21 protein-coding genes and 1 pseudogene are annotated in these 21907 nt (G+C 68.3%); 11 read left to right on the forward strand and 11 right to left on the reverse strand.

What is annotated here, in order from left to right:
* Nucleotides 1–81 precede the first annotated feature (81 nt).
* The 5 genes and pseudogenes from IJ15_RS0115095 to IJ15_RS0115115 form a co-directional block, all read right to left on the reverse strand.
* The gene (locus IJ15_RS0115095) at nt 82–597 is read right to left on the reverse strand and encodes a HugZ family pyridoxamine 5'-phosphate oxidase (RefSeq protein ID WP_031939180.1); all 516 of its coding nucleotides are present in this window, start codon (nt 595–597) and stop codon (nt 82–84) included.
* Entirely contained in the window at nt 597–1460 is an 864-nt protein-coding gene (locus tag IJ15_RS0115100) for an ABC transporter ATP-binding protein (protein WP_081880750.1), read from the reverse strand. The genes IJ15_RS0115095 and IJ15_RS0115100 overlap by 1 nt, the downstream gene beginning before the upstream one ends.
* Entirely contained in the window at nt 1460–2467 is a 1008-nt protein-coding gene (locus IJ15_RS0115105) for a FecCD family ABC transporter permease (RefSeq protein WP_197059838.1), read from the reverse strand. Before IJ15_RS0115105 ends, IJ15_RS0115100 begins: the two co-directional genes overlap by 1 nt.
* Complete coding sequence (locus IJ15_RS0115110) at nt 2464–3429, reverse strand: ABC transporter substrate-binding protein (RefSeq protein ID WP_031939183.1); 966 nt, start codon at nt 3427–3429, stop codon at nt 2464–2466. The genes IJ15_RS0115105 and IJ15_RS0115110 overlap by 4 nt, the downstream gene beginning before the upstream one ends.
* Before the next feature lie 204 nt (nt 3430–3633).
* Nucleotides 3634–5112, reverse strand: a pseudogene (locus IJ15_RS0115115) (thioesterase domain-containing protein); the annotation flags it as partial.
* A 216-nt stretch (nt 5113–5328) separates the two neighbouring features.
* On the opposite strand from IJ15_RS0115115, the gene IJ15_RS0115120 reads away from it, so the two are divergent.
* On the forward strand, nt 5329–5631 hold the full coding sequence (locus tag IJ15_RS0115120; RefSeq protein ID WP_031939185.1) for a hypothetical protein: 303 nt from the start codon (nt 5329–5331) through the stop codon (nt 5629–5631).
* A gap of 118 nt (nt 5632–5749) precedes the next feature.
* On the opposite strand, the gene IJ15_RS0115125 is transcribed toward IJ15_RS0115120, so the two are convergent.
* Both IJ15_RS0115125 and IJ15_RS0115130 read right to left on the reverse strand, forming a co-directional pair.
* Entirely contained in the window at nt 5750–6958 is a 1209-nt protein-coding gene (locus IJ15_RS0115125; protein WP_031939186.1) for an acyl-CoA dehydrogenase family protein, read from the reverse strand.
* A gap of 44 nt (nt 6959–7002) precedes the next feature.
* Nucleotides 7003–8415: an acyl-CoA dehydrogenase family protein gene (locus IJ15_RS0115130; RefSeq protein ID WP_031939187.1), complete on the reverse strand. Its 1413-nt coding sequence runs from the start codon at nt 8413–8415 to the stop codon at nt 7003–7005.
* Nucleotides 8416–8647: 232 nt separating this feature from the next.
* On the opposite strand from IJ15_RS0115130, the gene IJ15_RS0115135 reads away from it, so the two are divergent.
* The 5 genes from IJ15_RS0115135 (at nt 8648) to IJ15_RS0115155 (ending at nt 13852) form a co-directional block, all read left to right on the forward strand.
* Nucleotides 8648–9838 carry a sensor histidine kinase gene (locus IJ15_RS0115135; RefSeq protein ID WP_051918951.1) on the forward strand — a complete coding sequence of 397 codons (1191 nt, stop codon included), beginning with the start codon at nt 8648–8650 and terminating at the stop codon, nt 9836–9838.
* A complete protein-coding gene (locus IJ15_RS0115140; protein WP_031939189.1) occupies nt 9835–10473 on the forward strand; it encodes a response regulator in 639 nt (212 codons plus the stop codon). The genes IJ15_RS0115135 and IJ15_RS0115140 overlap by 4 nt, the downstream gene beginning before the upstream one ends.
* An 89-nt stretch (nt 10474–10562) precedes the next feature.
* Nucleotides 10563–11252: a response regulator transcription factor gene (locus IJ15_RS0115145; protein WP_031939190.1), complete on the forward strand. Its 690-nt coding sequence runs from the start codon at nt 10563–10565 to the stop codon at nt 11250–11252.
* The gene (locus tag IJ15_RS0115150) at nt 11249–12244 is read left to right on the forward strand and encodes a HAMP domain-containing sensor histidine kinase (protein ID WP_031939191.1); all 996 of its coding nucleotides are present in this window, start codon (nt 11249–11251) and stop codon (nt 12242–12244) included. Before IJ15_RS0115145 ends, IJ15_RS0115150 begins: the two co-directional genes overlap by 4 nt.
* Nucleotides 12245–12346: 102 nt before the next feature.
* Nucleotides 12347–13852 carry a DUF4153 domain-containing protein gene (locus IJ15_RS0115155; RefSeq protein WP_031939192.1) on the forward strand — a complete coding sequence of 502 codons (1506 nt, stop codon included), beginning with the start codon at nt 12347–12349 and terminating at the stop codon, nt 13850–13852.
* Between the two features lie 11 nt (nt 13853–13863).
* Here the strand turns inward: IJ15_RS0115155 and IJ15_RS0115160 are convergent, their stop codons facing one another.
* The 4 genes from IJ15_RS0115160 to IJ15_RS26065 form a co-directional block, all read right to left on the reverse strand.
* Nucleotides 13864–14193: a hypothetical protein gene (locus tag IJ15_RS0115160; protein ID WP_031939193.1), complete on the reverse strand. Its 330-nt coding sequence runs from the start codon at nt 14191–14193 to the stop codon at nt 13864–13866.
* Nucleotides 14194–14214: 21 nt separating this feature from the next.
* Nucleotides 14215–15753: a multicopper oxidase family protein gene (locus IJ15_RS0115165; RefSeq protein WP_031939194.1), complete on the reverse strand. Its 1539-nt coding sequence runs from the start codon at nt 15751–15753 to the stop codon at nt 14215–14217.
* Between the two features lie 138 nt (nt 15754–15891).
* Nucleotides 15892–16668, reverse strand: coding sequence for a histidinol-phosphatase (gene hisN / locus IJ15_RS0115170; protein ID WP_031939195.1), 777 nt, complete (start codon nt 16666–16668; stop codon nt 15892–15894).
* A 245-nt stretch (nt 16669–16913) separates the two neighbouring features.
* Nucleotides 16914–17492: a hypothetical protein gene (locus tag IJ15_RS26065; RefSeq protein WP_156112116.1), complete on the reverse strand. Its 579-nt coding sequence runs from the start codon at nt 17490–17492 to the stop codon at nt 16914–16916.
* Between the two features lie 113 nt (nt 17493–17605).
* Here IJ15_RS26065 and prfB point away from each other — a divergent pair, with 113 nt between their 5' ends.
* From prfB to ftsX, 5 genes are all read left to right on the forward strand, one after another.
* The gene (prfB, locus tag IJ15_RS0115180; RefSeq protein ID WP_031939197.1) at nt 17606–18718 is read left to right on the forward strand and encodes a peptide chain release factor 2; all 1113 of its coding nucleotides are present in this window, start codon (nt 17606–17608) and stop codon (nt 18716–18718) included.
* A 5-nt stretch (nt 18719–18723) separates the two neighbouring features.
* Nucleotides 18724–19632: a mechanosensitive ion channel family protein gene (locus IJ15_RS0115185; protein WP_031939198.1), complete on the forward strand. Its 909-nt coding sequence runs from the start codon at nt 18724–18726 to the stop codon at nt 19630–19632.
* Nucleotides 19629–20129 carry a hypothetical protein gene (locus tag IJ15_RS0115190; protein WP_031939199.1) on the forward strand — a complete coding sequence of 167 codons (501 nt, stop codon included), beginning with the start codon at nt 19629–19631 and terminating at the stop codon, nt 20127–20129. The genes IJ15_RS0115185 and IJ15_RS0115190 overlap by 4 nt, the downstream gene beginning before the upstream one ends.
* A 66-nt stretch (nt 20130–20195) precedes the next feature.
* The gene (ftsE, locus tag IJ15_RS0115195; protein WP_031939200.1) at nt 20196–20885 is read left to right on the forward strand and encodes a cell division ATP-binding protein FtsE; all 690 of its coding nucleotides are present in this window, start codon (nt 20196–20198) and stop codon (nt 20883–20885) included.
* Nucleotides 20886–20944: 59 nt separating this feature from the next.
* Entirely contained in the window at nt 20945–21850 is a 906-nt protein-coding gene (gene ftsX / locus IJ15_RS0115200) for a permease-like cell division protein FtsX (protein ID WP_031939201.1), read from the forward strand.
* Nucleotides 21851–21907 lie beyond the last annotated feature (57 nt).

Here is a 21907-nt window from a genome sequence, read left to right on the forward strand (position 1 = left end):
GACGGCCGGGTGCCCGCCGCGCGTGCGGCGGGCACCCGGCCGTCGTCGGGAAACCGAGGCGAACCGGCGAATGCGGCTGTGTCAGTTGTTCTCTGCGCCGACCGGCTTCTTGTCGATCACGACATGATCGAAACGGTCCCCGCTGAAGCTGACGTCGAACGCCTTGCCGAACCCGACGACGTAGCGACCCTGCTGCGGCGTCAGGCGGAAGAGGTGGAAGTCCAGGGTGCGCAGGAGTTCTACCATCTTGGCATTGGTGCGGGCCCCCAACTTCTCGAACACGGCCTCGTGTCCCGCTTCGTCGGTCTGCTCGACGATGCAGGCGAAGTTCGCGCGCTCGGTCGCGAAGACGTTGGGGGTGCCGGCCTCGTCGCCGTGGATCAGGACGCGCGCGGCCCGGGCGTTCCGCAGGTAGGTGTAGTGATCGGCGATCTCGCTGACGTAGACGTACAGCGCATCGTCGTGAATGACGAACGGCACGATCGACATGAACGGCTCGCCGTTCTCGTCCGTGGTCGCGATGACGACGGTCTTGCGGTCGGCGAGAAAGGCGCGGTAGTCGTCCAGGGCCTTCGCGTGTTCGGTGTCGGACAGCATCAGTTCTCCTCGGGGATGTGGGCGGGAGCGGGTTCGTAGGTGGCGAGCGCCGCGGGGCGGCGATCGGTGGGAACGGCTGCGTTCCAATCCCGTCGGACCAGGTGGATACGTGGTCGCATCGACGGCGGATGCGCCTGGACCTCGGCTTCCATGCCGTAGACGTCGCGAATCAGGCCGGGAGTCAGGACGTCGCCGGGTGTGCCTTCGGCGACGACCCGGCCCGCCGAGAGCGCGACGATGCGGTCACTGAAGGTCGCTGCCTGATTGAGGTCGTGCAGCACCATGAGCACCGAGATACCCAACGTTCGGTTGAGCGACGTGACCACCTCGAGGACCTCGTGCTGGTGTGCGATGTCGAGGTACGTGGTGGGCTCGTCGAGCAGCAGGACGCGGGGACGTTGCGCGAGGACCATCGCGAGCCACGCCCGTTGTGCCTCACCACCGGACAGTTCCGCGACGGGGCGGTCCGCCAAGGTCTTCAGCTCGGTGTGTGCGATGGCCCAGTCGACGGCCTCGCCGTCCTCGGCGGTGGTCCGCTCGTACCAGCGGCGGTGCGGGTGCCGTCCGTAGCCGACCAGTTCGCGCACCGTCATGTCCGCCGGTGCCGTGTTCTTCTGGTTGAGCATCCCGATCGCCTGCGCGCGTCGCCGCGACGACCACGACGTCGTGTCGGTGCCCTCGAGCAGGACGGTCCCGCCGCGGGGCGCGAGCCGACCGCTCAGCGCCTTGAGGATGGTGGACTTCCCGGACCCGTTCGGCCCGATGAGGGTCACCACTTCGTTCGATCCGACGGCGATCGAGACGTCGTCGACGATCTGCTTGTCGCCGTACCAGATGCCCAGGTCGTGGGCTTCGAGCAGCATCACTGCGCTCCCTGGCGGCGCATGAGGTACAGGAAGTAGGGGGCGCCGACCGCTGCCATGACGATGCCGGCGGGAATCTCGGTGGGGCTGAACAGTGTCCGTCCCATCGTGTCCGAGACGAGTACCAGCAGTGCGCCGACGGCGATACTCATGGGGATGAGCACGGCGTGGTTCGATCCGACGATCATGCGGGCGATGTGCGGCACGACCAGGCCGACGAAGCCGATGATCCCGACCGCAGCCACCGCGATCGCGGCCAGGAACACGGCCACCAGCGACAGCAGGATGCGGGTGCTGTTGACACCCTCACCCAGGTTGCGCGCGACGTCGTCGCCCAACCGCATGACGTTGGCCGAGCGGATGCACAGCATCGCGACCACGAGGCCGATCACCGTGTAGGGCAGGATCATCCAGACCGAGTTCATGCCCTTCGCGGCGAGGCTGCCGTTCATCCATTGGATCGCGGCGGGCAACCGGTCGCTGTAGCGCAGCGACAGGAACGCGATGAACGCGCCGGCGAGCGCATTGACCGCGACTCCCGCCAGGATGATGTTCAACGGTTTGATCCCCTCGCGACGCCAGGCCAGCGCGTAGACGATCGCGGCGGCGATCACGCCGCCGACGAACGCGGCGATCGGAATCATGGACTGGTAGCTGGGCGCGGCCAACAGGATCACCAGGACGAGAGCCGCGGCACCGCTGGTGACTCCGGTCAGGCCCGGGTCGGCGAGCGGGTTGCCCATCACGGTCTGCAACAGGGCGCCCGAGACCGCGATGCTCGCCCCGACCAGCAGCGCGAGCAGGACGCGAGGCAGTCGCACGTCCCAGAGGATCGTGCTGAAGGAGTCGCTCTCGGTGCGCCCCGCCAGCAGTGCGACGATCTCGCCGGGGGAGATGTGCACGCTGCCGAGGCCGAGGCTGACGAGGGTGACGACCGCGAGCAGCGTCCATGCTGTGGGCAGTGCCCACTTCGCCCGCGAACGAGTCTGTGTCGAAGTCGAACTCACGGGTAGAGCAGCCCTGCGAGTTCGGGGACGGCCTGCGCGAGTTGGCCGACCGAGGTGTAGCCGAAGGTCGCGTAGTCCAGCACGTGAATGCGGTCGTTCGCGTACGCGGGCAGGCTCTTCCATGCAGCGTTCTTGGCGACCTCGGCGTCGAAGGCCGCCTGGCTGTCGGCGACGTTGCCCGAGCGCAGCACGAGGACCACGTCCGGTGCCGCCGCGATGATGTTCTCCAGATTGACGGCGCTGTAGGTTTCCTTGGCGCCGAGCGCCGACACCGCGACGTTGTCGGCACCGGAGAGGTCGATGAGGCTGCCCAGGAAGGAGTTGTCGTTCATCACCATGAACGAATCGGTGGCCCCGATCAGCACCAGCACCTTCGGGGCGTCGGTGGCCGAGCCGGCCGTGGCGAGGGTCGACTCCTGCTCGTTCATCGTCTCGACGATCGTGGCGGCCCGATCCTCCCGATCGAAGGCCGCGCCCAGCACCTGCACCGCGAACTTCAGATCGCCGAAGCTGTCGGTGTCGAGAAATGCCGCCGGAGTCGTGGTGGATGCAAGACTCGCCTCCACCGTGCTGCGGGAGGACTCAGCCGCGACGACGAGGTCGGGTGCGAGGTCGACGATCTTCTCCACGTCGGGCGCCATCGTCGAACCGATCCGGGGCACGCCGTCGAGGGCGGCCGGCAGCTGCTGCGTCGTGGTGGACGGGACACCGGCGACCGGAACGTCCAGCAGCGTGAGGATCTCGGCGAGGGGAACGGAGGCCGCCACCACCGTCTGCGGAGGGGTCGCGGGGAACTGCGCGAGGGCAGCGTCGAGCTTCGCGGTGTCCTCGGGTGCGGTGCTCGTCGACGTGGCGGCGCCTGCTGCGGAGGCGGGAGCGTCGGTGCTGCTGCAGGCAGTCAGCCCGCAGACCAGCGCCAGGCCGGCGACCAGCGATGCTATCGACGCAGAACGGTATCGCACAGCGGTGTACTCCTCGGGGCAGCCAGAATGGTTTAGGGCAGACTACCCAAAGTGAGGTCAGCCTAGGCTGTGAATATCCAGCATCGCTCCTCGTGTGTCAAATCTGCCGTTCGGCAACGGCCGAGTGCGCGCGAGATCGGTTGACGGAGAGTGGTATTCGATCGCGGTCACGCGAGCCGTCCGGGGGCGGTGCAGGGTGGGTGACTAGTTGCGTTCGGCTGCTGCGAGCTTCTTGCTCAGATCCGCAGCGACTACCGCGATGTACGGTTCGTCGACGATCTGGATGTGGTCACAGTCGACGTGGACGATCTCGAGCTTCTCCACGGCGTCACCCCACCCGCCGTCGGGACGTCGGGTCCGGAACGCGGGTTCGAGGGCGATCTGGTCGTCCAGGTACGTGTTCGCCATGTAGAGCACCACGTCTCCGTCGTAGGTTTCGAGGTCGGTGCCGGGAATGGCCCGGTTGTCGAGCCACGACGTGCGCTGGTGCTCGATGATGCCGCCGGGGATCTTCGCGCTGCTCAACTTCAACAGGTCCATGAGGATCCCGATCTGCTCCTCGTCGCTGCCGGCGGCCGCCAACTGGTCGTATGGCAGGGGTGCGTCGAGGTTGTAGGTCTTCTTCGCGAACTTAGCGTAGCGCTGCCAGCGGGCCCGGATCTCCTCCGGAGTGTCCTCGACCTTCTCGCCGGGCATGACGGTGTCGATCAGTCCGACGACGCGCACATCGGCCCCGTCGGTTCGAAGCTGCTTCGCCACCGCGTATGCGAGAGCTCCGCCGAAGGACCAGCCGCACAGCACGTACGGGCCGTCGCCCTGGATCTTCCGGAGGAGGGGCGCATACACCTCGGCGCGCTTGTGCAACGGGCCCTCGACCCGCTCGAGACCGAACATGGGAGTGCGCGCGGGCAGACGCTTGAGCAGCGGCTCGTACGCCACCGTCGACCCACCCGCCGGATGGAACACGAACACCGGCACCGCATCCGAGCCCTCGGCCCGCGGACGCAGCGTTCGGACCAGACCGTCGATCTTCAACCCGTCCTCGAGATGCTGACGCACCGTCTCTGCCAACTGCTCGATCGTCCCCGCATAGAGCACGTCGTCCACAGTGATCTCGCCACCCGACCGCTCCGTCAGACGCGCCGCCAACTTCTCCGCGGCCTCGTCCCCGAGGATCGGCAACGTCGCGAAGATGCTCTTCGCCGACTTACCGGTCACCACCGCCCACAACGCGAACGTCAACCGCTCCGCCGCATCACGCGGCGGGACATCGATCTCCCCGGACTCCGCCGGAACCTCCTCGGCCACGGGTGTTTCGGGAAGCTCGTCGCGAGGTGAACCGGCCTGCTGTGGCTCCGGAGCGGCAACGACGGGTGCCGGAACCGCCTCGCCCGATGCGACGACGGCCTCGAACAGCAGGGCGAAACCTGCTGTGTTGATGACGAATCCGTTTCCCGGGTGCGGTCTGCAATGCACCTGTACGGACGCCCCTCCCAGGTGTGGTGACAAGGTTGCCGTGACAGTGCCGGTCGTGGGCATGTCGCCGTGCGTGTGCACGGCAGCGAGAGTCGCCGCCGGGAACAGTTCGGTGGCCACATCCGTGGCGAGGGCGGCGAAGTCCGAGAACGCCGACACCGGCATCTCCCAGGCGTGCCGCCCGTCCGCCAGCGCCACCCGCGCGCCGATGTTCGTGATGTGCTTGTCTGCCATGCTGGTTCCCCCTCCTCATGGCGGCCGCAGCCCGCACGAGGCGCTGCGTCCGCCGGCCGTGTATCCGTAAATCCCCGAGCGCTTCCCCCAGCGTCGACGCGGATCGGAGAGGATCATGACACGTTCGGGGCACCTTCGGAGTCGGTACACGGATTCGACTGTCGGCGCATTCGGGCCACAATGGGGTGCATGAAGGTGGAGATTCTGTATGTCGACGCGTGCCCGCACTGGCGCGAGGCGGGCGAACGCGTCCTGGCGGCGCTGGCGAGCGTGGGCCGGGCCGGGGCCGAAATCGACTACCGGGTGCTGACCACTGACGAGGAGGCCGCGGCGTCGCCGTTCGCGGGATCGCCGACGATCCTGGTCGACGGCGTGGACCCGTTCCCGGCGGAGCGGGTCGAGCACCTGGCCTGCCGGGTGTACCGGACCGAATCCGGGCTTGCGGGTGTCCCCACCGTGGAAGCGCTGGCTGAGGTGTTCCGCGGTCGTTGACGGCGCACAGGACATCGGCACAGCGACCTTTTTCGCCTGCCGTCCGTGGACACGGCTGTGCCCCGCCGATCGCTGATCGGCGGGGCACAGATGTCGTTGAGAGTGGTTCGGGCGCAGACTACTTGAGCTCGGCCGAACTCTTCCCGAGCAGTCGCCGGGCGATGATCAGCTGCTGGATCTGCTGGGTACCCTCGAAGATGTCGAGGATCTTGCTGTCGCGGGCCCACTTCTCGAGCAGCGGACGCTGTGAGTAGCCGTAGGTGCCGGCCAGTTCGACGGCCTTGAGTGACACCGCGGTTCCGGTGCGTCCTGCCTTCGCCTTCGACATCGACGCCTCGAGCGAGTTGGGCTTCTTGTTGTCGGCCATCCACGCCGCGCGCAGTGCCAGCAGGTACGACGCCTCCCAGTCGGCCTCGAGCGCGAGGAACTCGGCAGCCGCGGCGTGCTGGTTGTAGGCGGGGGTGTCGTACGAGATCTCGACGCCGGCCTCCTCCAGGATGCCGCGCAGTTCCTCGAGCACCGCCCGGCCCAGGCCCACGGCCATGCCCGCGACGATGGGGCGGGTGTTGTCGAACGTCTGCATGACGCCCGCGAAACCCTTCTCCACGTTCACTTCCGGGCTGCCGAGCAGGTTGTCCTTCGGGATCCGGCAGTCCTGCAGAAGCAGGACCGCGGTGTCGGAGGCCTTGATGCCGAGCTTGTGCTCGAGCCGGGCCACGCTCAGGCCCGGTGCCTCGCGCGGGACGACGAACGACTTGATCGCCGCGCGGCCCTTGGTCTTGTCGACGCTCGCCCACACCACGATGTGCGTCGAGCGCTCACCGGCGGTGACGAAGATCTTCTCGCCGTTGAGGACCCACTCGTCGCCGTCGAGTACCGCGGTGGCGGTGACGGCGGCGGAATCGGAGCCGAAGCTGGGCTCGGTGATGGCCATCGAGGCCCACACCTTGCCGAATCGCTCGAGCTGCTCGTCGGTCGCGACCGCGGCGATCGCCGAGTTGCCGAGGCCCTGGTAGGGGATCGACAGCGTCAGGCCGACATCGCCCCAACAGGTTTCGATCACGTTCATCAGCGACGCCATGTTGCCGCCGTTGGCGTTGCCGACGACCTTGGGCTGGTCGTCGCCGCGTCCGAGGGCGGCGCCGGACGCGCCCTGACCGGAGTCGTTGAGTCCCTCGACCATCGCGGCCATGGTGTCGAGTTCGACGGGGTACTCGTGCTCGGCGAGGTCGTACTTGCGGGACACGGGGCGGAGGATCTGCGCTGCGACCTGATGAGCCTGGTTCGCAGAGGCCTTCAGCTTCTTGGGAAGTTCGAGATTGATCATCGAAAAGGTCTCCTAGTCGAAAGATTCGACGGATCGGGTCGGCGTCAGATGAGGACGATGCCTTCGGCAACGCCGATGGCTCGCAGGTCGCGGTACCAACGCTCCACCGGGTGTTCCTTGGTGTAGCCGTGGCCGCCGAGCAGCTGGACGCCGTCCAGTCCGATCTGCATGCCCTTGTCGGATGCGAGCTTGCGGGCCAGTGCCGCCTCGCGCGCGAACGAGAGGCCCTGCTCCGCGCGGGACGCGCCGCGCAGGGTCACCAGGCGCATGCTGTCGAGTTCGATCGCGATGTTCGAGATCATGAAGGCGACCGCCTGGCGGTGGCTGATCGGCTCACCGAACGCCTCCCGCTCGTTGGCGTAGGGGATCACGTAGTCGAGCACGGCCTGGCTGGTGCCGACCGCGAGCGATGCCCAGCCCAGTCGGGCCAGGCGGACCGCGTCGGCGTACTCCCGAGCACGCTGATCGGCGTCACCGTCGCCGAGGATGGCCGACTCGGGCACCGCGACGTCGGTGAGGATCAGTCGGCCCAGGCCGGCGGCGCGCAGACCCATGCTCGGATCCGCCTCCACCACAAGGCCCTTGGTGTCGGACTCGATGAGGAAGAACGCCGGACGACCGTCGAGTTCGGCCGCGACGACGAACAGCTCTGCCGAACCCGCGGCAGGAACGAGGCTCTTGACGCCGTTGAGCTTGTAGCCGCTGGGGGAGCGGACGGCCTTGGTCTGCAGCGCGAACGGATCGAACAGTGCGCGGGGCTCGCTGACCACGACCGCCGCGGCCGGCACGTTCTCGCCGGCGAACGCGGGCAGGTACGTCTTCTGCTGGGCGTCGGTGCCCCACTGGGTGAGGGCGACGGCCACACCGCTGGGCGCGAGGATCGGCAGCGCCAGACCCATGTCGCCGTGCGCGAGGGCCTCGGCGACGAGCGAATTGGTGACGGCTCCGCGCTCGGATGCCACCCCCTCGAACTCCTCGGGGATGTTGATGAGCGTGATGCCCAGTTCCGCGGAGCGCTTCAGCAGATCGGCGGGCGCGGCGGCGGCCTCGTCGGCGTCGTGCCCGGCCGGGCGCAGGATCTCGGCGGAGAACTCGCGCACCGTCTCGACGATCATCTTCTGCTCGTCGTTCGGTGTCAGGTCGAAGTAGCCGGCGTTCTTGGGGGCGCCGTCGGGCAGGCGCTTCGGTGCACCGCCACCGGAGATCTGGTTGAACGTGCGGGTCGCGGCACCGAGCGTCTTGAAGCCCGTCTTGGTGCTCTCGTAGGTGACGCGGTCGATGACCTGCCGCAGGTTGTACTTCTCGGCCAGGTCGGACCCGGTGATCCGGGTCAGTACGCGCATCGCGGCGCCCATGGCGTCTCGCTTGACCGGGTTCAAGCCGACCGCCGAGGTGTCGCGGGGCTCACGCTTGGCGCCGTTCGTCTTCACAACGTCTTGCTTGCTCATGATGACCATTTCTCGGAGGTGCGGTCTCGGACGCCCCTACCTTACTCCGGAGTAAGAAAGGAAGTCGAGCCAATCTCGAAAGTGACGAGCATCACGATCCGGACACCTTCCCTCCCGCGTTTTGCGCACTTGTCGCGCGACTTCGAGCCGCGGATGCGCGACAAGTGCGCAAAACGCGACCGCGGCTGTCTCCTCCTCGGGGAGGAGGTGGCGGCACTGGGACCCGCCTACGGTTGAGGCTGTGATCGATATCCGCTCGCGCGTCGACGTGGGATTGCTGGTGCGCTGGGCGCCGGTGGTCCTGGTGCCGTTGATGCTCGTCGCGAGCACCTTCCCCGGTCGGTACCACGTCCCGTGGAGCTACTGGGCGCTGGCGATGACCGCCGCGGCGGTGTTCGTGGTGGCCGACCGCCGGCCGTTTGCCGCGTCGATCGCGACGTCGGCGTTGGCGGTGCCGATGTTCGCCGCCGATGCTTGGGGCCTGTCCGGGTCGGTGCCGTACCTCGGTGCGGTCGCGCTCGCCGAGTTGGCGATGCGCACCCACCGCACCGCGGCGATCGTGGTGGCGGCCCTGTGCTGGGCCGGGGCGGTGCTGTTGGGAATGTGGTTCGAGACCTCCGAGAGCTTCTGGCGGGCGGCGACGCTGGTCTCGGCGGTGGCCTATGTGGGATTGCCGCTGCTACTGGGGCTCTACCTGCGCGCGCAGCGGGACCTCGCGGCGACGTACCGGGCGCGGGCCGCCGAGGCCGAATCTCGTAGGGCTGCAGCCGAGTTGCAGACCAGGGCGGCCGAACGCAGCGCCGTGGCGCGTGAACTGCACGACCTCGTCGCCCATCACATGGCGTCCATCGTGTTGCGGATCGGCGTTGCCCGGCACGTGACCGCGGACGCCGACCCGCGGGTGCTGGAGGTGCTCGACGACGTGCACCGGACGGCCTCCGACGCGCTGACCGACATCCGTCGACTGCTGGTCGCGCTGCGCGATCCGGCGCTCGGGGAGGTCGCCCTCGTCGAGTCGGATGCGGTGCCGATCGAGATCGCGTCGGCGATCGAGCGGACCCGCGCGGCCGGATTCGACGTCACCGTCGACGTCGATCCGGATCTGGACGGACTCGACACGATCGGCCGGCTGACGCTTCTTCGGGTGGTCCAGGAGTCTCTGACCAACGTGATGAAGCACGGTGATCCCCGCGGCAACGCCGGAGTGACCGTCGAGCGCGGCGGCGACGGCGTCAGGGTGCGGATCGAGAGCGCCGGACACGGCGATGGTTCGAATCCGACGGGGCACGGCATCATCGGGATGGCGGAGCGAGTGGAGCTCGTCGGCGGACGACTCGAGGCCGGCGCGACCGGCCGGGGATGGGTCGTCGACGCCTGGATCCCCGGACCCGGCCCCGAACCGGGCTCGACGAGCGAGGACGGTGACCGATGATTCGGCTTCTGATCGTCGACGATCAGCGACTCGTGCGCGCGGGTCTGCGGATGCTGTGCGAATCGACCGACGACCTCGAGGTGGCCGGTGAGGCCGCCGACGGCGAACAGGCCATCCGTCAGGCCGCCGAACTCTCACCGGACGTCGTCCTTATGGACCTGCGGATGCCGGGCCTGGACGGCATCGAGGCGACCCGCCGGATCGTCGGTTCGGGATCCGGGGCGAAGGTGCTGGTGCTCACCACTTTCGACGACGACGATCATCTCTATCCCGCGCTGGCTGCGGGGGCGACGGGCTTCCTCGTCAAGGACACCGCCCCCACCGACCTGTTGAACGCGATCCGCCGGACCGTCGACGGGGACATGCTCTTCTCACCTGCCCTTCTGCGACGTCTCGTCGACCGTGCCGTGGCGTCGGGCCCCGGTGGCGAGGTGGCCGCCGCCGACGCGGTGTCGCTCACCACTCGCGAGCAGGAGGTGCTGAGCCTCGTCGGTGAAGGGCTGGGCAACCAGGAGATCGCCGACCGCCTGCATCTGGGCGTGACCACCGTGAAGACGCACGTTGCGAATCTGATGGACAAGACCGGCTGCGGTAACCGGGTTCGCCTCGCGGTCTACTCGCACAAACGCGGTTGAGGCGTCTAGTCCGTGGCGATTCGAAACGTGCACACAACCTTCACAACTCCTGCCGGGCATCCCCATAACCGCCCCATACAGTCGAGTGCGTGACCAAGCCCGATCGAGTCAGCCAGCGCCGAGTTCTCGTCGTCGACGACGAACGCACGATCTCCGAGTCCATCGCCGCGCGGCTGCGCGCCGAGGGGTACGACGTGCGGATCGCGTTCGACGGACCGGCCGCCATCTCGGAGTGTGAGGCGTTCGGCGCCGACCTGGTCGTGCTGGACGTGATGCTGCCCGGCTTCGACGGACTCGAAGTGTGCAGGCGTATCCAGGCGTCCCGGCCCGTCCCGGTTCTGATGTTGACCGCGCGGGCCGACGAGACGGACATGGTGATCGGGCTGGGGGTGGGCGCCGACGACTACTTGAGCAAGCCGTTCAGCATGCGGGTTCTGGTCGCCCGAATCTCGGCGTTGCTGCGTCGCGCCGACCGCGCTGTGGACGCCGATCTGCTGGTTCTCGGCGAGGTGTCTGTCGACGTGAGCGCCCGCCTGGTCCGGGTCGCGGGAGCCGAGGTCCATCTCACCCGCACCGAGTTCGACCTGTTGGTGTACCTGGCGTCCCGGCCGCGCGCGGCGATCGCGCGTGAAACCCTGCTCGAGCAGGTGTGGGGCTGGGGTGACGCGGCCAGTAGCCGAACCGTGGACTCGCACGTGAAGGCGTTGCGTCGCAAGCTCGGTGGGGATCTGATCCGCACGGTGCACGGTGTCGGCTACGCGTTGGAGGTGCCGAGATGAGCTGGCCGCGTCCCCTCGACCCGTTCCGTTCCTTCAAGGTCAAGACCGGGCTGCTGGTGGTCGCGTCGCTGCTCCTCGCGTCGCTGACGTTCTGGCTCACGTCGCAGTGGCAGTTCCGGTTCGCACTCCTGTCTGCGCTCGTTGCGGCGCTGGTGGTGACGCAGGTGCTCGCGCACGGGATGACGTCGCCGCTGCGGGAGATGACCGCGGCAGCGAAAGCGATGGCGACGGGTGACTACTCGCGCCGGGTGCGCTCGACGTCGCAGGACGAGATCGGCCAGTTGGCCACGGCGTTCAACCAGATGGCCGAGGATCTCGAGGCCGAGGATCGTTACCGCCGTGAGTTGATCGGCAACGTCTCCCACGAGCTGCGCACACCTATCGCGGCGTTGCAGGCGGTGCTCGAGAACGTGGTCGATGGCGTCGCGGTCGCCGACCGGTCGACGATGATGTCGGCGCTCGCACAGACGGAGCGACTGGGCGGCCTGGTCGCGGATCTGCTGGATCTGTCCAGGCTCGAGGGAGGTGCGGTCCCGCTGCGGCGAGCCACCTTCGAGATCGAGCCGTTCCTGGGCGAGGTGATCGCGCAGGCGTCGAGTCCCGGCCGGGCGCTGCGGGTGGACGTGGACGTCGCACCGGCGGGGCTGCGTGCAGTGGCGGACACCGCGCGACTGCATCAGGTGATCGCGAATCTCGTCGACAATGCGGCACGGCACGGATCGCAGGATTCGCCCGTGCGGATCCGGATCCGCGTGCGTGCCGACCCGCATACCGGCGAGTTGATCCTGGACGTCCACGACGACGGGCCGGGAATACCCGACGCCGACCGCTCGCGGGTGTTCGAACGTTTCGCGCGGGGCGGCGCCCAGGACGGGGGGACCGGACTCGGGCTTGCGATCGCCCGCTGGGCCGTGGAACTGCACGACGGCCGGATCGAAGTTCTCGACACGTCCGGCGGCTGCTGCATCCGAGTCGCGCTGCCGCAGAGCTAGACCCACCCACTCACGATCGACATCCCTTCGGGACCGGACCCTCGCGGTCGGCCCCGTGATGACGCCTGCCCATCGAAGGCCGGCGTGGAGGAGGAGACCAGGATGACCGCACCGACGACGAGACCGTCGAAGACTGCTTCGGACGACGGCCTGTGGCATTGGCGCCGCGACGTGTGGCGCCGTGATCGGACGTCGCTGGCCCCGCGGGTGACGCTGGTGGCGGCCCTCGGGACGGGGGCGCTCGCGACGCTGATCCTGCAGGTGTCGGTGGTGAGCATCGCGTACCTGCTTACCGGGGCCGCGTTGGCGGTCACGGCCTTCGCCACCGTGCGTCCGCGTCCGACGCCGCTGCAACTCGTCGCCGTCGCCGGAGCGCTCGCCCTGCTCGCGGTGGCAGCCGTCCGTGGGGCCGAATGGCTGGTCGCGCTTTGCGTGGTGGCGAGCTGGGTCGTGGGATCGGTCGCGCTGGTCGGGGGCCGGACCTGGACTGGAATCACGCTCGCGCCCGCTGCGGTCTGGCTCACTCCGGTACGGCTGGTCGGCTGGGTGCAGCGGGGCCGGGCCAGGCTGGGTGTCGTCCGCGGTGTCAAGCCGGGCCGGGTGATCGCGGTGACCGCGATCAGTGTGGCGCTGGTGGCGCTGTTCGGTTCACTGTTCGTGAGCGCGGACCCGGAGTTCGGTCGACTGTTCGACCCGGTGGTTCCCGAGGTGCGGGTGAGCAACCCCGTCGGTCGGCTGTTCGTCGGGTGCTTGGTCGCGGTGGTCGCGTCGGCGGCCGCCTACCTGCGGCGGCGGCCCCCGACATTCGACGCCCTTGCACCGGGCGGCGGGCGCCCGATCGCGCGATGGGAGTGGGCGGTGCCCCTGGCCCTGCTCGACGCGCTGTTCGCCGGCTTCGTCGCGGTGCAGGTACGGGTGCTGTTCGGCGGCGACCGGCACGTCCGGGACACCGTCGGTCTCACGTACGCGAACTACGCACGGCAGGGGTTCTGGCAGCTCGCGGCGGTGACAGTCCTGACGCTGCTCGTCGTCGCCGTGGCCGTACGCAAGGTGGATCGGAACAGTGCGGGGGATCGGGTGACGGCACGCCTGCTGCTGGGGACACTGTGTCTGCTGACGCTCGTCGTCGTCGCGTCGGCCGTGCATCGGATGACACTGTACGAGAACGAGTTCGGTTTCACCCGGTTGCGTCTGGGCGTGATGGCGGCGGAGCTGTGGCTGGGTGTGGTGTTCGTGCTGCTGATCGCGGCGGGAATCCGGATGTCGGCGCGGTGGCTGCCGCGGGCGGTGCTGATGTCGGCCTCGGTCGGGTTGCTCGGATTCGCCGCACTGAATCCGGACGGCTACATCGCGGAGCGGAACGTGGACCGATACGCCGACACTGGCGAGATCGACGTCGGGTACCTGCGCGGCCTGTCCACCGACGCCGTGCCGGCGCTCGACCGGCTACCCGAACCGGTGCGGTCGTGCGCGCTGAGCGCCATCGGCGTGCGCGACGAGCCGGCGTGGTTCGAGTACAACGCCTCCCGGACGCGGGCACAGCACATCCTGCAGGCGAGGCCGGCCGAACCGTGTAACCACGGCTTCGGCATCGACCCCGGCCACTGACTGGTGGTGAGTCACGTCCAGGGCGTGATCGGCCGCTTGATCCACATGATCTTCTCGTCGGAGTGCGTCGGTGTCGCCTGCGGATGACCGGGGTGGGCCGCGGCCCAGCGCGACTTCTCGTCGAGCAGTTCCGCGACAACCGTCCAGGTCTCGCGTGTGCTGGGGGGATTGACGCCCGCCTCCCGCGCCAGCTTGCGCAGCTGCGCGTCCGGCAGGTCGAGGAGTTCGGCGCTGCTGATGTCACGCGCCCAGATATATCGGGCGAGCCCGGTCGCCTTCTCGCGCCGCTTCCGGTCGGCCGCGTCCGTGTGGGCGAAGTCGACCTCGTTCGGATCCGTCATCCACCTGTACCTCTCGCCTGACTAGCTGCCGTGTCCACCGTGTCCCGTGGTCGTGGGCGCGCTCGTACCCATCCGCATCGGACGCGGTGTCGCGCCGGGTTCCAGAACCAGGAACTGCCCCATCATGCCTTGGTCCTCGTGCAGCAACAGATGGCAGTGGAACATGTAGGGGACGGCCGGGTCGGTGTACTCGGTGAAACGTAGCGCCAGCCGGATCCGCCGCCCCGGCGGGGTGTAGACGGTGTCCTTCCAGCCGGTCAGGTGCGCGGGCGGCGGGGAACCGTCGATGTCGAGGACCTGGAACTGGACGTCGTGGACGTGGAAGTTGTGCGGCCAGTTGTCGGCGTTGCGCACCGTCCAGATCTCGGTGGTGTCGGCCGTGGGGGAGAAGTCGATTCGGTTCATGTCCATCTGCGCGCCGTTGATCATGAACCACTGCAGCTCGAAGTCACGCTCGGCGACGGCCGTCGCCGGGTCCAGCCGGGCGATCGTCGCGAGGACCGACGGCACGCCGGGCGACGGACCGAGGGTGCGTTCGGGGCGCAACTCGACGATGTCGAAGGTCTCGGTGAACCCGAACTGCGCGGCGGCCGCGCGGTCCAGCCCGCCGCGGTCGTCGGCGGGAACCGAGCGCAGAACCACGTCGGAGCCGCCGCGCACGGCGACCACGATCTCGGCGCGCTCACCCGGGCTGAGCATCAGGCGCCGAAGCGAAGTGGGCGCCGCAAGGAGGCCGCCGTCGGAGGCGACCAGCCGGAACTCGCGATCGTCGGAGAACGCGAGATTGTAGGTGCGGCCGCCGGAACCGTTGAGGATGCGCAGCCGGACCAGCTCGGTGGTCACCGGCAGGTAGGCGCCCGCGATTCCGTTGGTGACGATGGTGTCGCCCAGCAGTCCGACGTCGGTGGGGTCGGACTCGTCGAGTGCGCCGTCGGCGGTGAAGCGCTTGTCCTGGACGATCAGCGGGATGTCGTCAACCCCGTAGTTCCTCGGGAGATCGATCGCATCGGTGACGTCGTCATCGACGAGGAACAGCCCCGCCAACCCGCGGTAGACATGCTTTTCGGTGGAGCCGTGCGGGTGCGGGTGGTACCAGAGCGTCGCGCCCGGCTGGTTCACCGTCCACGTCGGCTCCCACCGCGCTCCCGGCTCGATGGCCTGGTGCGGGCCGCCGTCGTACCGGGCAGGCACGTGCATGCCGTGCCAGTGCACACTGGTCGGCTCGGGCAGTGCGTTGTCGATCGTGAATGCGACGGTCTCACCGCGTCGGGCCCGGATCGTCGGCCCCAGTGCGGATCCGTTGAAACCCCATGTCGCGGTGGTCTTTCCGGTCAGAATCTCGGAGGTCCCGGCGCCGACCGCGAGAGCGAAGTGTCGGGTGCCCGCCGCGTCCACCGTGGAGTCCGCGAGCGGCGGGATCGGGAGGGCACGCGTGAACTTGCCGGTCGGTGCGGCGTCCGGTGCAGGGGGACTCGACTGCGCCGCCACGCATCCGGCGGACGCGGCCAGCGGGACGGCGGCGAGGCCGATCAGGAAGGACCGGCGGGATATGTGCGTCACTGTGCTCCTCGAAGACTGCGGCGAGTTTCTGCCTGAATCCAGTCTTCGTGGCGAGCGACGGGTACACCCCCGCCCTGGGGCCGGTGAGCCCGGCTGGAGAGTCCTCCCTGTGGGCCTTGTGCGGCTCGAGGCGCCGTGCTATTGCGGCTGCAGGCGGGCGAGGACCTCGTCGTGAAGGAGTCCGTTGGTGGCGACGGCGCTGCCGCCGTGCGGGCCGTCGGCGCCCTCGAGGCTGGTGAAGCGGCCGCCGGCCTCGCGGACGAGGATGTCCAGGGGCGCCAGATCCCACAGCGACACCTCGGGCTCGGCCGCGATCTCGAGGGTGCCCTCCGCGAGCAGGCAGTAGGAGAAGAAGTCGCCGTAGCCGCGGATGCGCCACACGTCGTCGGTGAGGTCGACGAACTGGTCGCGGATCCCGCGGTCCTTCCACCCCGACAGCGACGAGAATGCCAGGCTCGACGACGCGAGGTCGCCCACCGCGGAGACCGAAAGCTTGCGGGCCTCGCCACCGTCGTACGACGTCCACGCACCCGCGTCGGCCGACGCCCACCAGCGGCGGTTGAGTGCGGGGGCGCTCACGACGCCGAGGACGGGAACACCGTCCTCGAGCAGTGCGATGAGGCTGGCCCACACCGGGACTCCGCGCACGAAGTTCTTGGTGCCGTCGATCGGGTCGATCACCCACTGGCGTCCCGCGAACTTCGCGTCGCCGCCGAACTCCTCGCCGAGCACGTCGTCGCCCGGACGCTCGAGAGCCAGGACAGCGCGCAGCGCGCGCTCGACCGCGAGGTCGGCGTCGGAGACCGGCGTGAGGTCGGGCTTGGAGTCGACTCGCAGATCCAGTGCGCCGAAACGGGCGCGGGTGATGGTGTCTGCTTCGTCGGCGAGACGCAGGGCGAGTTCGAGATCGGTCACCTGTTCGACGCTACTGCACGGGACACGCAGCATTCACCAGTCGTGACCGCAGGTATTACAGGTCCAGGACGGCATGCCCGGTTCCACGCAGCACCCACCCATCGCGACCCACGGAGCGAATCCGCGTGGCCCTGGAGCGGGCGGCATGCCCATCACCATCTCCGCGGTCGTGTGTGCCGCACAGCGCGGGCACGGTGGGTGCAGCGAGAACCGGAAGTCGATGTAATTCGTGAACCCGGCGGCGGTCATCGCCTCGGCGCATGACGCGCACAGCACCACCGGCCAGTCCGGGTGGGCGTCGGGCTCAGGGAAGAAGGGCGCGGTGTGGACATGAACCCTCCGCCGGGAGGCCGGATACCTGAGATCGAGAACGTTGCGGCAGCCGTCGCACTCGGTGAACGGAGGGTGAGGAGAAATTGGGCATCGGCCGCGGAACCGGGTGGCGCCGGTGTGCTCGCCCCAGGGTTGTCGCCGAGCCAGCGGAGGAGAGTGTCCGCGGCGGCGGCCTCGATGGGGCCGGGATCGGTGGGGAGGACAACGCCTGCCCACCGCTCGACCATGTCCACCGGCGGAGTTCCGTGCAGCGTCAGCCGCTCGCCGACGACGATGCCGCCGTCCTCGATCGCGTCGACCTCCTCGGCGCACAGCAGCAGGCGCGGATCAGTGTCGAGGACCGTGACAATGAGATCGCCGGCGCGGATGCCGTCGCCGACCCGCCACGGCTCCTCGTCCGGCGAGCCGAACCCCAGGAACACCGCGGCCGCGTCGAGCCACGGCTCACCGATCGCCAGGTGTGCGCGGCGCACTCGTCCTTGTGTGACCATGCGGACAGAATGACGTGCGTCACCGACAATTCCGGGCCGCTCGGGTAGTGGTCGGTCGCGTTGTGGCCGGTGCAACGTCGGACCCGGCGATTAACCCGGTAGCCTGGATAACTGTGCATCCTGACGTTTCCGCTGACCTCAACGAGCTCGACGCCACTCTGACCACGGTCGAGAAGGTTCTCGACGTCGAGGAGCTGCGCCGCCGCATCGACGAACTCGAACACCAGGCGTCCGATCCGGAGCTGTGGAACGACCAGGACCACGCCCAGCAGGTCACCAGCCAGCTGTCGCATGCGCAGTCCGAGCTGCGTCGTGTGGAGGAACTGCGCTCGCGCCTCGACGACATGGCGGTGCTGTACGAGCTCGCCGAGGAGGACGGACCCGACGCGGTCGCCGACGTCCACAGTGAGCGGGCGCAACTGCGCACCGACATCGAGGCGATGGAAGTCAAGACGATGCTGTCGGGCGAGTACGACCAGCGCGACGCGCTCGTCAACATCCGCGCCGGCGCCGGTGGCGTCGACGCCGCGGACTGGGCCGAGATGCTCATGCGCATGTACATCCGCTGGGCGGAGAAGCGCGGATACGGCGTCGAGGTCTACGACACCTCGTACGCGGAAGAGGCCGGCATCAAGTCCGCCACCTTCGCGGTCAAGGCGCCCTACAGCTACGGCACCCTGTCGATCGAGATGGGCACGCACCGTCTCGTCCGCATCAGCCCGTTCGACAACCAGGGCCGCCGCCAGACCTCGTTCGCCGAGGTCGAGGTGCTGCCGGTCGTGGAGACCACCGACCACATCGACATCGACGAGAACGACGTCCGCGTCGACGTCTACCGCTCGTCCGGCCCGGGTGGACAGTCGGTCAACACCACCGACTCCGCGGTGCGCCTGACGCACGTGCCCACCGGCATCGTCGTGACGTGTCAGAACGAGAAGTCGCAGCTGCAGAACAAGGTGTCCGCGATGCGGGTGCTGCAGGCCAAGCTGCTCGAGCGCAAGCGTCAGGAGGAGCGCGCCGAGATGGACGCCCTCAAGGGCGACGGCGGCAGCTCGTGGGGCAACCAGATGCGCTCGTACGTGCTGCACCCGTACCAGATGGTCAAGGATCTGCGCACCGAGTACGAGGTCAACAACCCGTCGGCGGTGCTCGACGGTGAACTCGACGGATTCATCGAGGCCGGCATCCGCTGGCGGATGAGCGAAACCCAGAAAGCCCAAGCCTAGGACGTATGCAGACCACATACCTCGCCCAGACCCCTATCGGCCCGCTGAATCGACTGCTCGACTGGTTGCAGGTCACCGGCCTGCCCATCGTGCTGACGATCCTCGGCGCGCTGATCGTCGCCCGCTTCGTGAGCTGGGCCGGGGGTCGGATCACCCAGCGCATCGACGACAACTACCAGCAGGGCGACTCGCTGGTCCGGTCCGAGGCGACCAAGCACCGGCACTCGGTGGCACAGGTCATCACGTGGGTCGTCATCACGATGGTCTACGTGCTCGCGGTGGTGAAGGTGCTCGGTCTGCTCGACATGCCGCTCGGCAGCCTCGTCGCGCCGGCGACGGTGCTCGGTGCCGCGCTGGGCTTCGGCGCGCAGCGGGTGGTGCAGGACATCCTCGCCGGCTTCTTCATCATCACCGAGCGGCAGTACGGCTTCGGTGACACCGTCCAGATCGCCATCACCGGCTCGTCCACGGACGCGGAGGGCGTCATCGAGGACGTGACGCTGCGGGTGACACGCATGCGCAACGCCGACGGCGAGGTCATCACCGTCCCCAACGGACAGATCGTCAAGGCCGTCAATCTGTCGAAGGATTGGGCGCGTGCCGTCGTCGACGTGCCGATTCCGGCGACCGCCGACATCAACCACGTCAACGACATCCTGCATCGAGTCGGCGTGGATGCCTACGAGGACGCGGCCCTGCGTCCACTGCTGCTCGACACGCCGTCGGTGATGGGTGTCGAGAGCCTCGCAGTGGACCAGGTGAGCGTCCGCATGGTGGCCCGGACCCTGCCGGGCAAGCAGTTCCAGGTGGGTCGCGCGCTGCGTGTGCGGGTCGTGACGGCCCTGCGTCGGGCGGGGATCACCGTCGCGGCCGAACTCGAGACCGATTCCGTGGGCGGAGGTGACGACGAATGAGTCCGCAGGAGAAGGTGTCGATGCTGTGGAAGCGGATCCCGCGCAAGGTCTTCGGCGGCCGGATGCGCACGACGACGGTCGCCATGTGTGTGTTGTGGATCTGTCTCGCGATCCTCAATTCCGAGCTGAACCCGGAGCCCGGCAAGGCCTCCACCGGCACGGTGCCCGCGGTCGGCACCGAGCAGTCGCACGTCGTCCCGGAGCCCGCGCAGAAGTCCTCCACCGATACCCGGACGTCCACGACGCCGCCGTCCGAGACCTCTTCTTCGCCCTCTTCTTCGCCGTCGCCTTCGACGAGCGTTCCGTCCGGGAGCGAGCGTCCGGGTGGGCGATCGGAGACGCCGACGACCACGCCGGGAGCCGGCGGCGGTTCGACCACGTCCGGGACGTCGCAGCAGACGACGACCCTGCAGCCCCCGGCACCGCAGGTGTCGCAGGAGCCGGAGTCGAGCCCGTCCGGCGAGGCGACGACAACGGCGCCGACGCCGCAGGGCTGAGGACGCGCGAATCGGCGCGCGTCGTTACCCAAGGTCACCGTTCGATAACGGCTAGACTGACTTCCCGTGATCAGCGTCAAGGATGTCTCCAAGTTCTACAAGGCCTCCACCAGGCCCGCCCTGGACAAGGTGAGCGTCGAGATCGGCAAGGGCGAGTTTGTGTTCCTGATCGGGCCGTCGGGCTCGGGCAAGAGCACGTTCATGCAGCTCCTGCTCAAGGAGGAGACCCCCACCTCCGGGGACATCCACGTCGCCGATTTCCACGTCAACAAGCTGTCGGGACGGAAGGTGCCGAAGCTGCGCCAGAGCGTCGGCTACGTCTTCCAGGACTTCCGGCTGCTGCAGAACAAGACGGTGTCGCAGAACGTCGCGTTCGCGCTCGAGGTGATCGGCAAGTCCCGCTCGGTGATCGAGCGCACCGTCCCCGAGGTCCTCGACCTGGTCGGGCTGTCCGGCAAGGCCGACCGCCTGCCCAGCGAGCTGTCGGGCGGTGAACAGCAGCGCGTCGCGATCGCCCGCGCGTTCGTGAACCGGCCGCTGGTCCTGCTCGCCGACGAGCCCACCGGAAACCTCGACCCCGACACCAGCGCCGACATCATGCTGCTGCTCGAGCGGATCAATCGCACCGGCACCACCGTGCTCATGGCGACGCACGACCACCACATCGTCGACTCGATGCGCCGCCGCGTCGTCGAACTCGACCTCGGCAAGGTGGTGCGCGACGAAGCGAGAGGCGTGTACGCCGTGGGCCGCTAGGCCGCGCCGACACCCCGCCGCCCCTCTCGACCAGACGACTCAAGGACTGCGATTCCCCGATGCGTGCCAGTTTCATTTTCAGCGAGGTCCTGACGGGCCTGCGCCGCAACATCACGATGACCGTCGCGATGATCCTCACGACCGCGATCTCGCTGGGGCTGTTCGGTGGCGGTCTGCTGGTCGTGCAGATGGCCGACAAGACTCAGCAGATCTTCCTCGATCGCGTCGAGGTGCAGTTGTTCCTCACCGAGGACATCTCGGCGTCCGACCCGGACTGTGCGGCGGACATCTGCCGCGGCATCCGCAACGACCTCGAGAACACGGACGGGGTGGTCTCGGTGCAGTACCTCAACCGTGACGACGCCGTCGTCGATGCCACCGACCGGGTGTTCAAGGACAATCCGGAGCTGGCGTCGCTGGTGAGCCCGGAGAGCTTCCCGGCATCGTTCAAGATCAAGATGAGCGATCCCGAGCAGTTCGGTGTGATCAACGCCGAGTTCGCGGTGCGGCCCGGGATCGACAGCATCCTCAATCAGCGGGAACTGGTCGACCGTCTGTTCAGCGTCCTCGGCGGTATCCGCAACGCTGCGTTCGCGATCGCCGTCGTCCAGGCCATCGCCGCGATCTTCCTGATCGCCAACATGGTTCAGGTGGCCGCGCTGACCCGCCGCACCGAGGTGGGCATCATGCGTCTGGTCGGCGCCACCCGCTGGTACACGCAGTTGCCGTTCCTGCTCGAGGCCGTCGTCGCCGCACTGATCGGATCGGCGCTGGCCGTGGCCGGACTGTTCACGGCGAAGAACCTGTTCATCGACGACGTCCTCGGCGACATCTACGACGCCAACATCGTGGCCCGTATCTCCAACAGTGACGTGCTGCTGGTGGCGCCGTTCGTGGTCGTCGTCGGCGCCGGAATGGCCGCGATCACCGCGTACATCGCCCTGCGCCTGTACGTCCGGGAGTAGTGCGGCGTTAACAGCTTGCGCAAGCTCCTATGCTGGAGCGGTACGAAGAGTGACGGC

Source organism: Prescottella defluvii (assembly GCF_000738775.1).
GTDB classification, from domain to species: Bacteria; Actinomycetota; Actinomycetes; order Mycobacteriales; family Mycobacteriaceae; genus Prescottella; species Prescottella defluvii.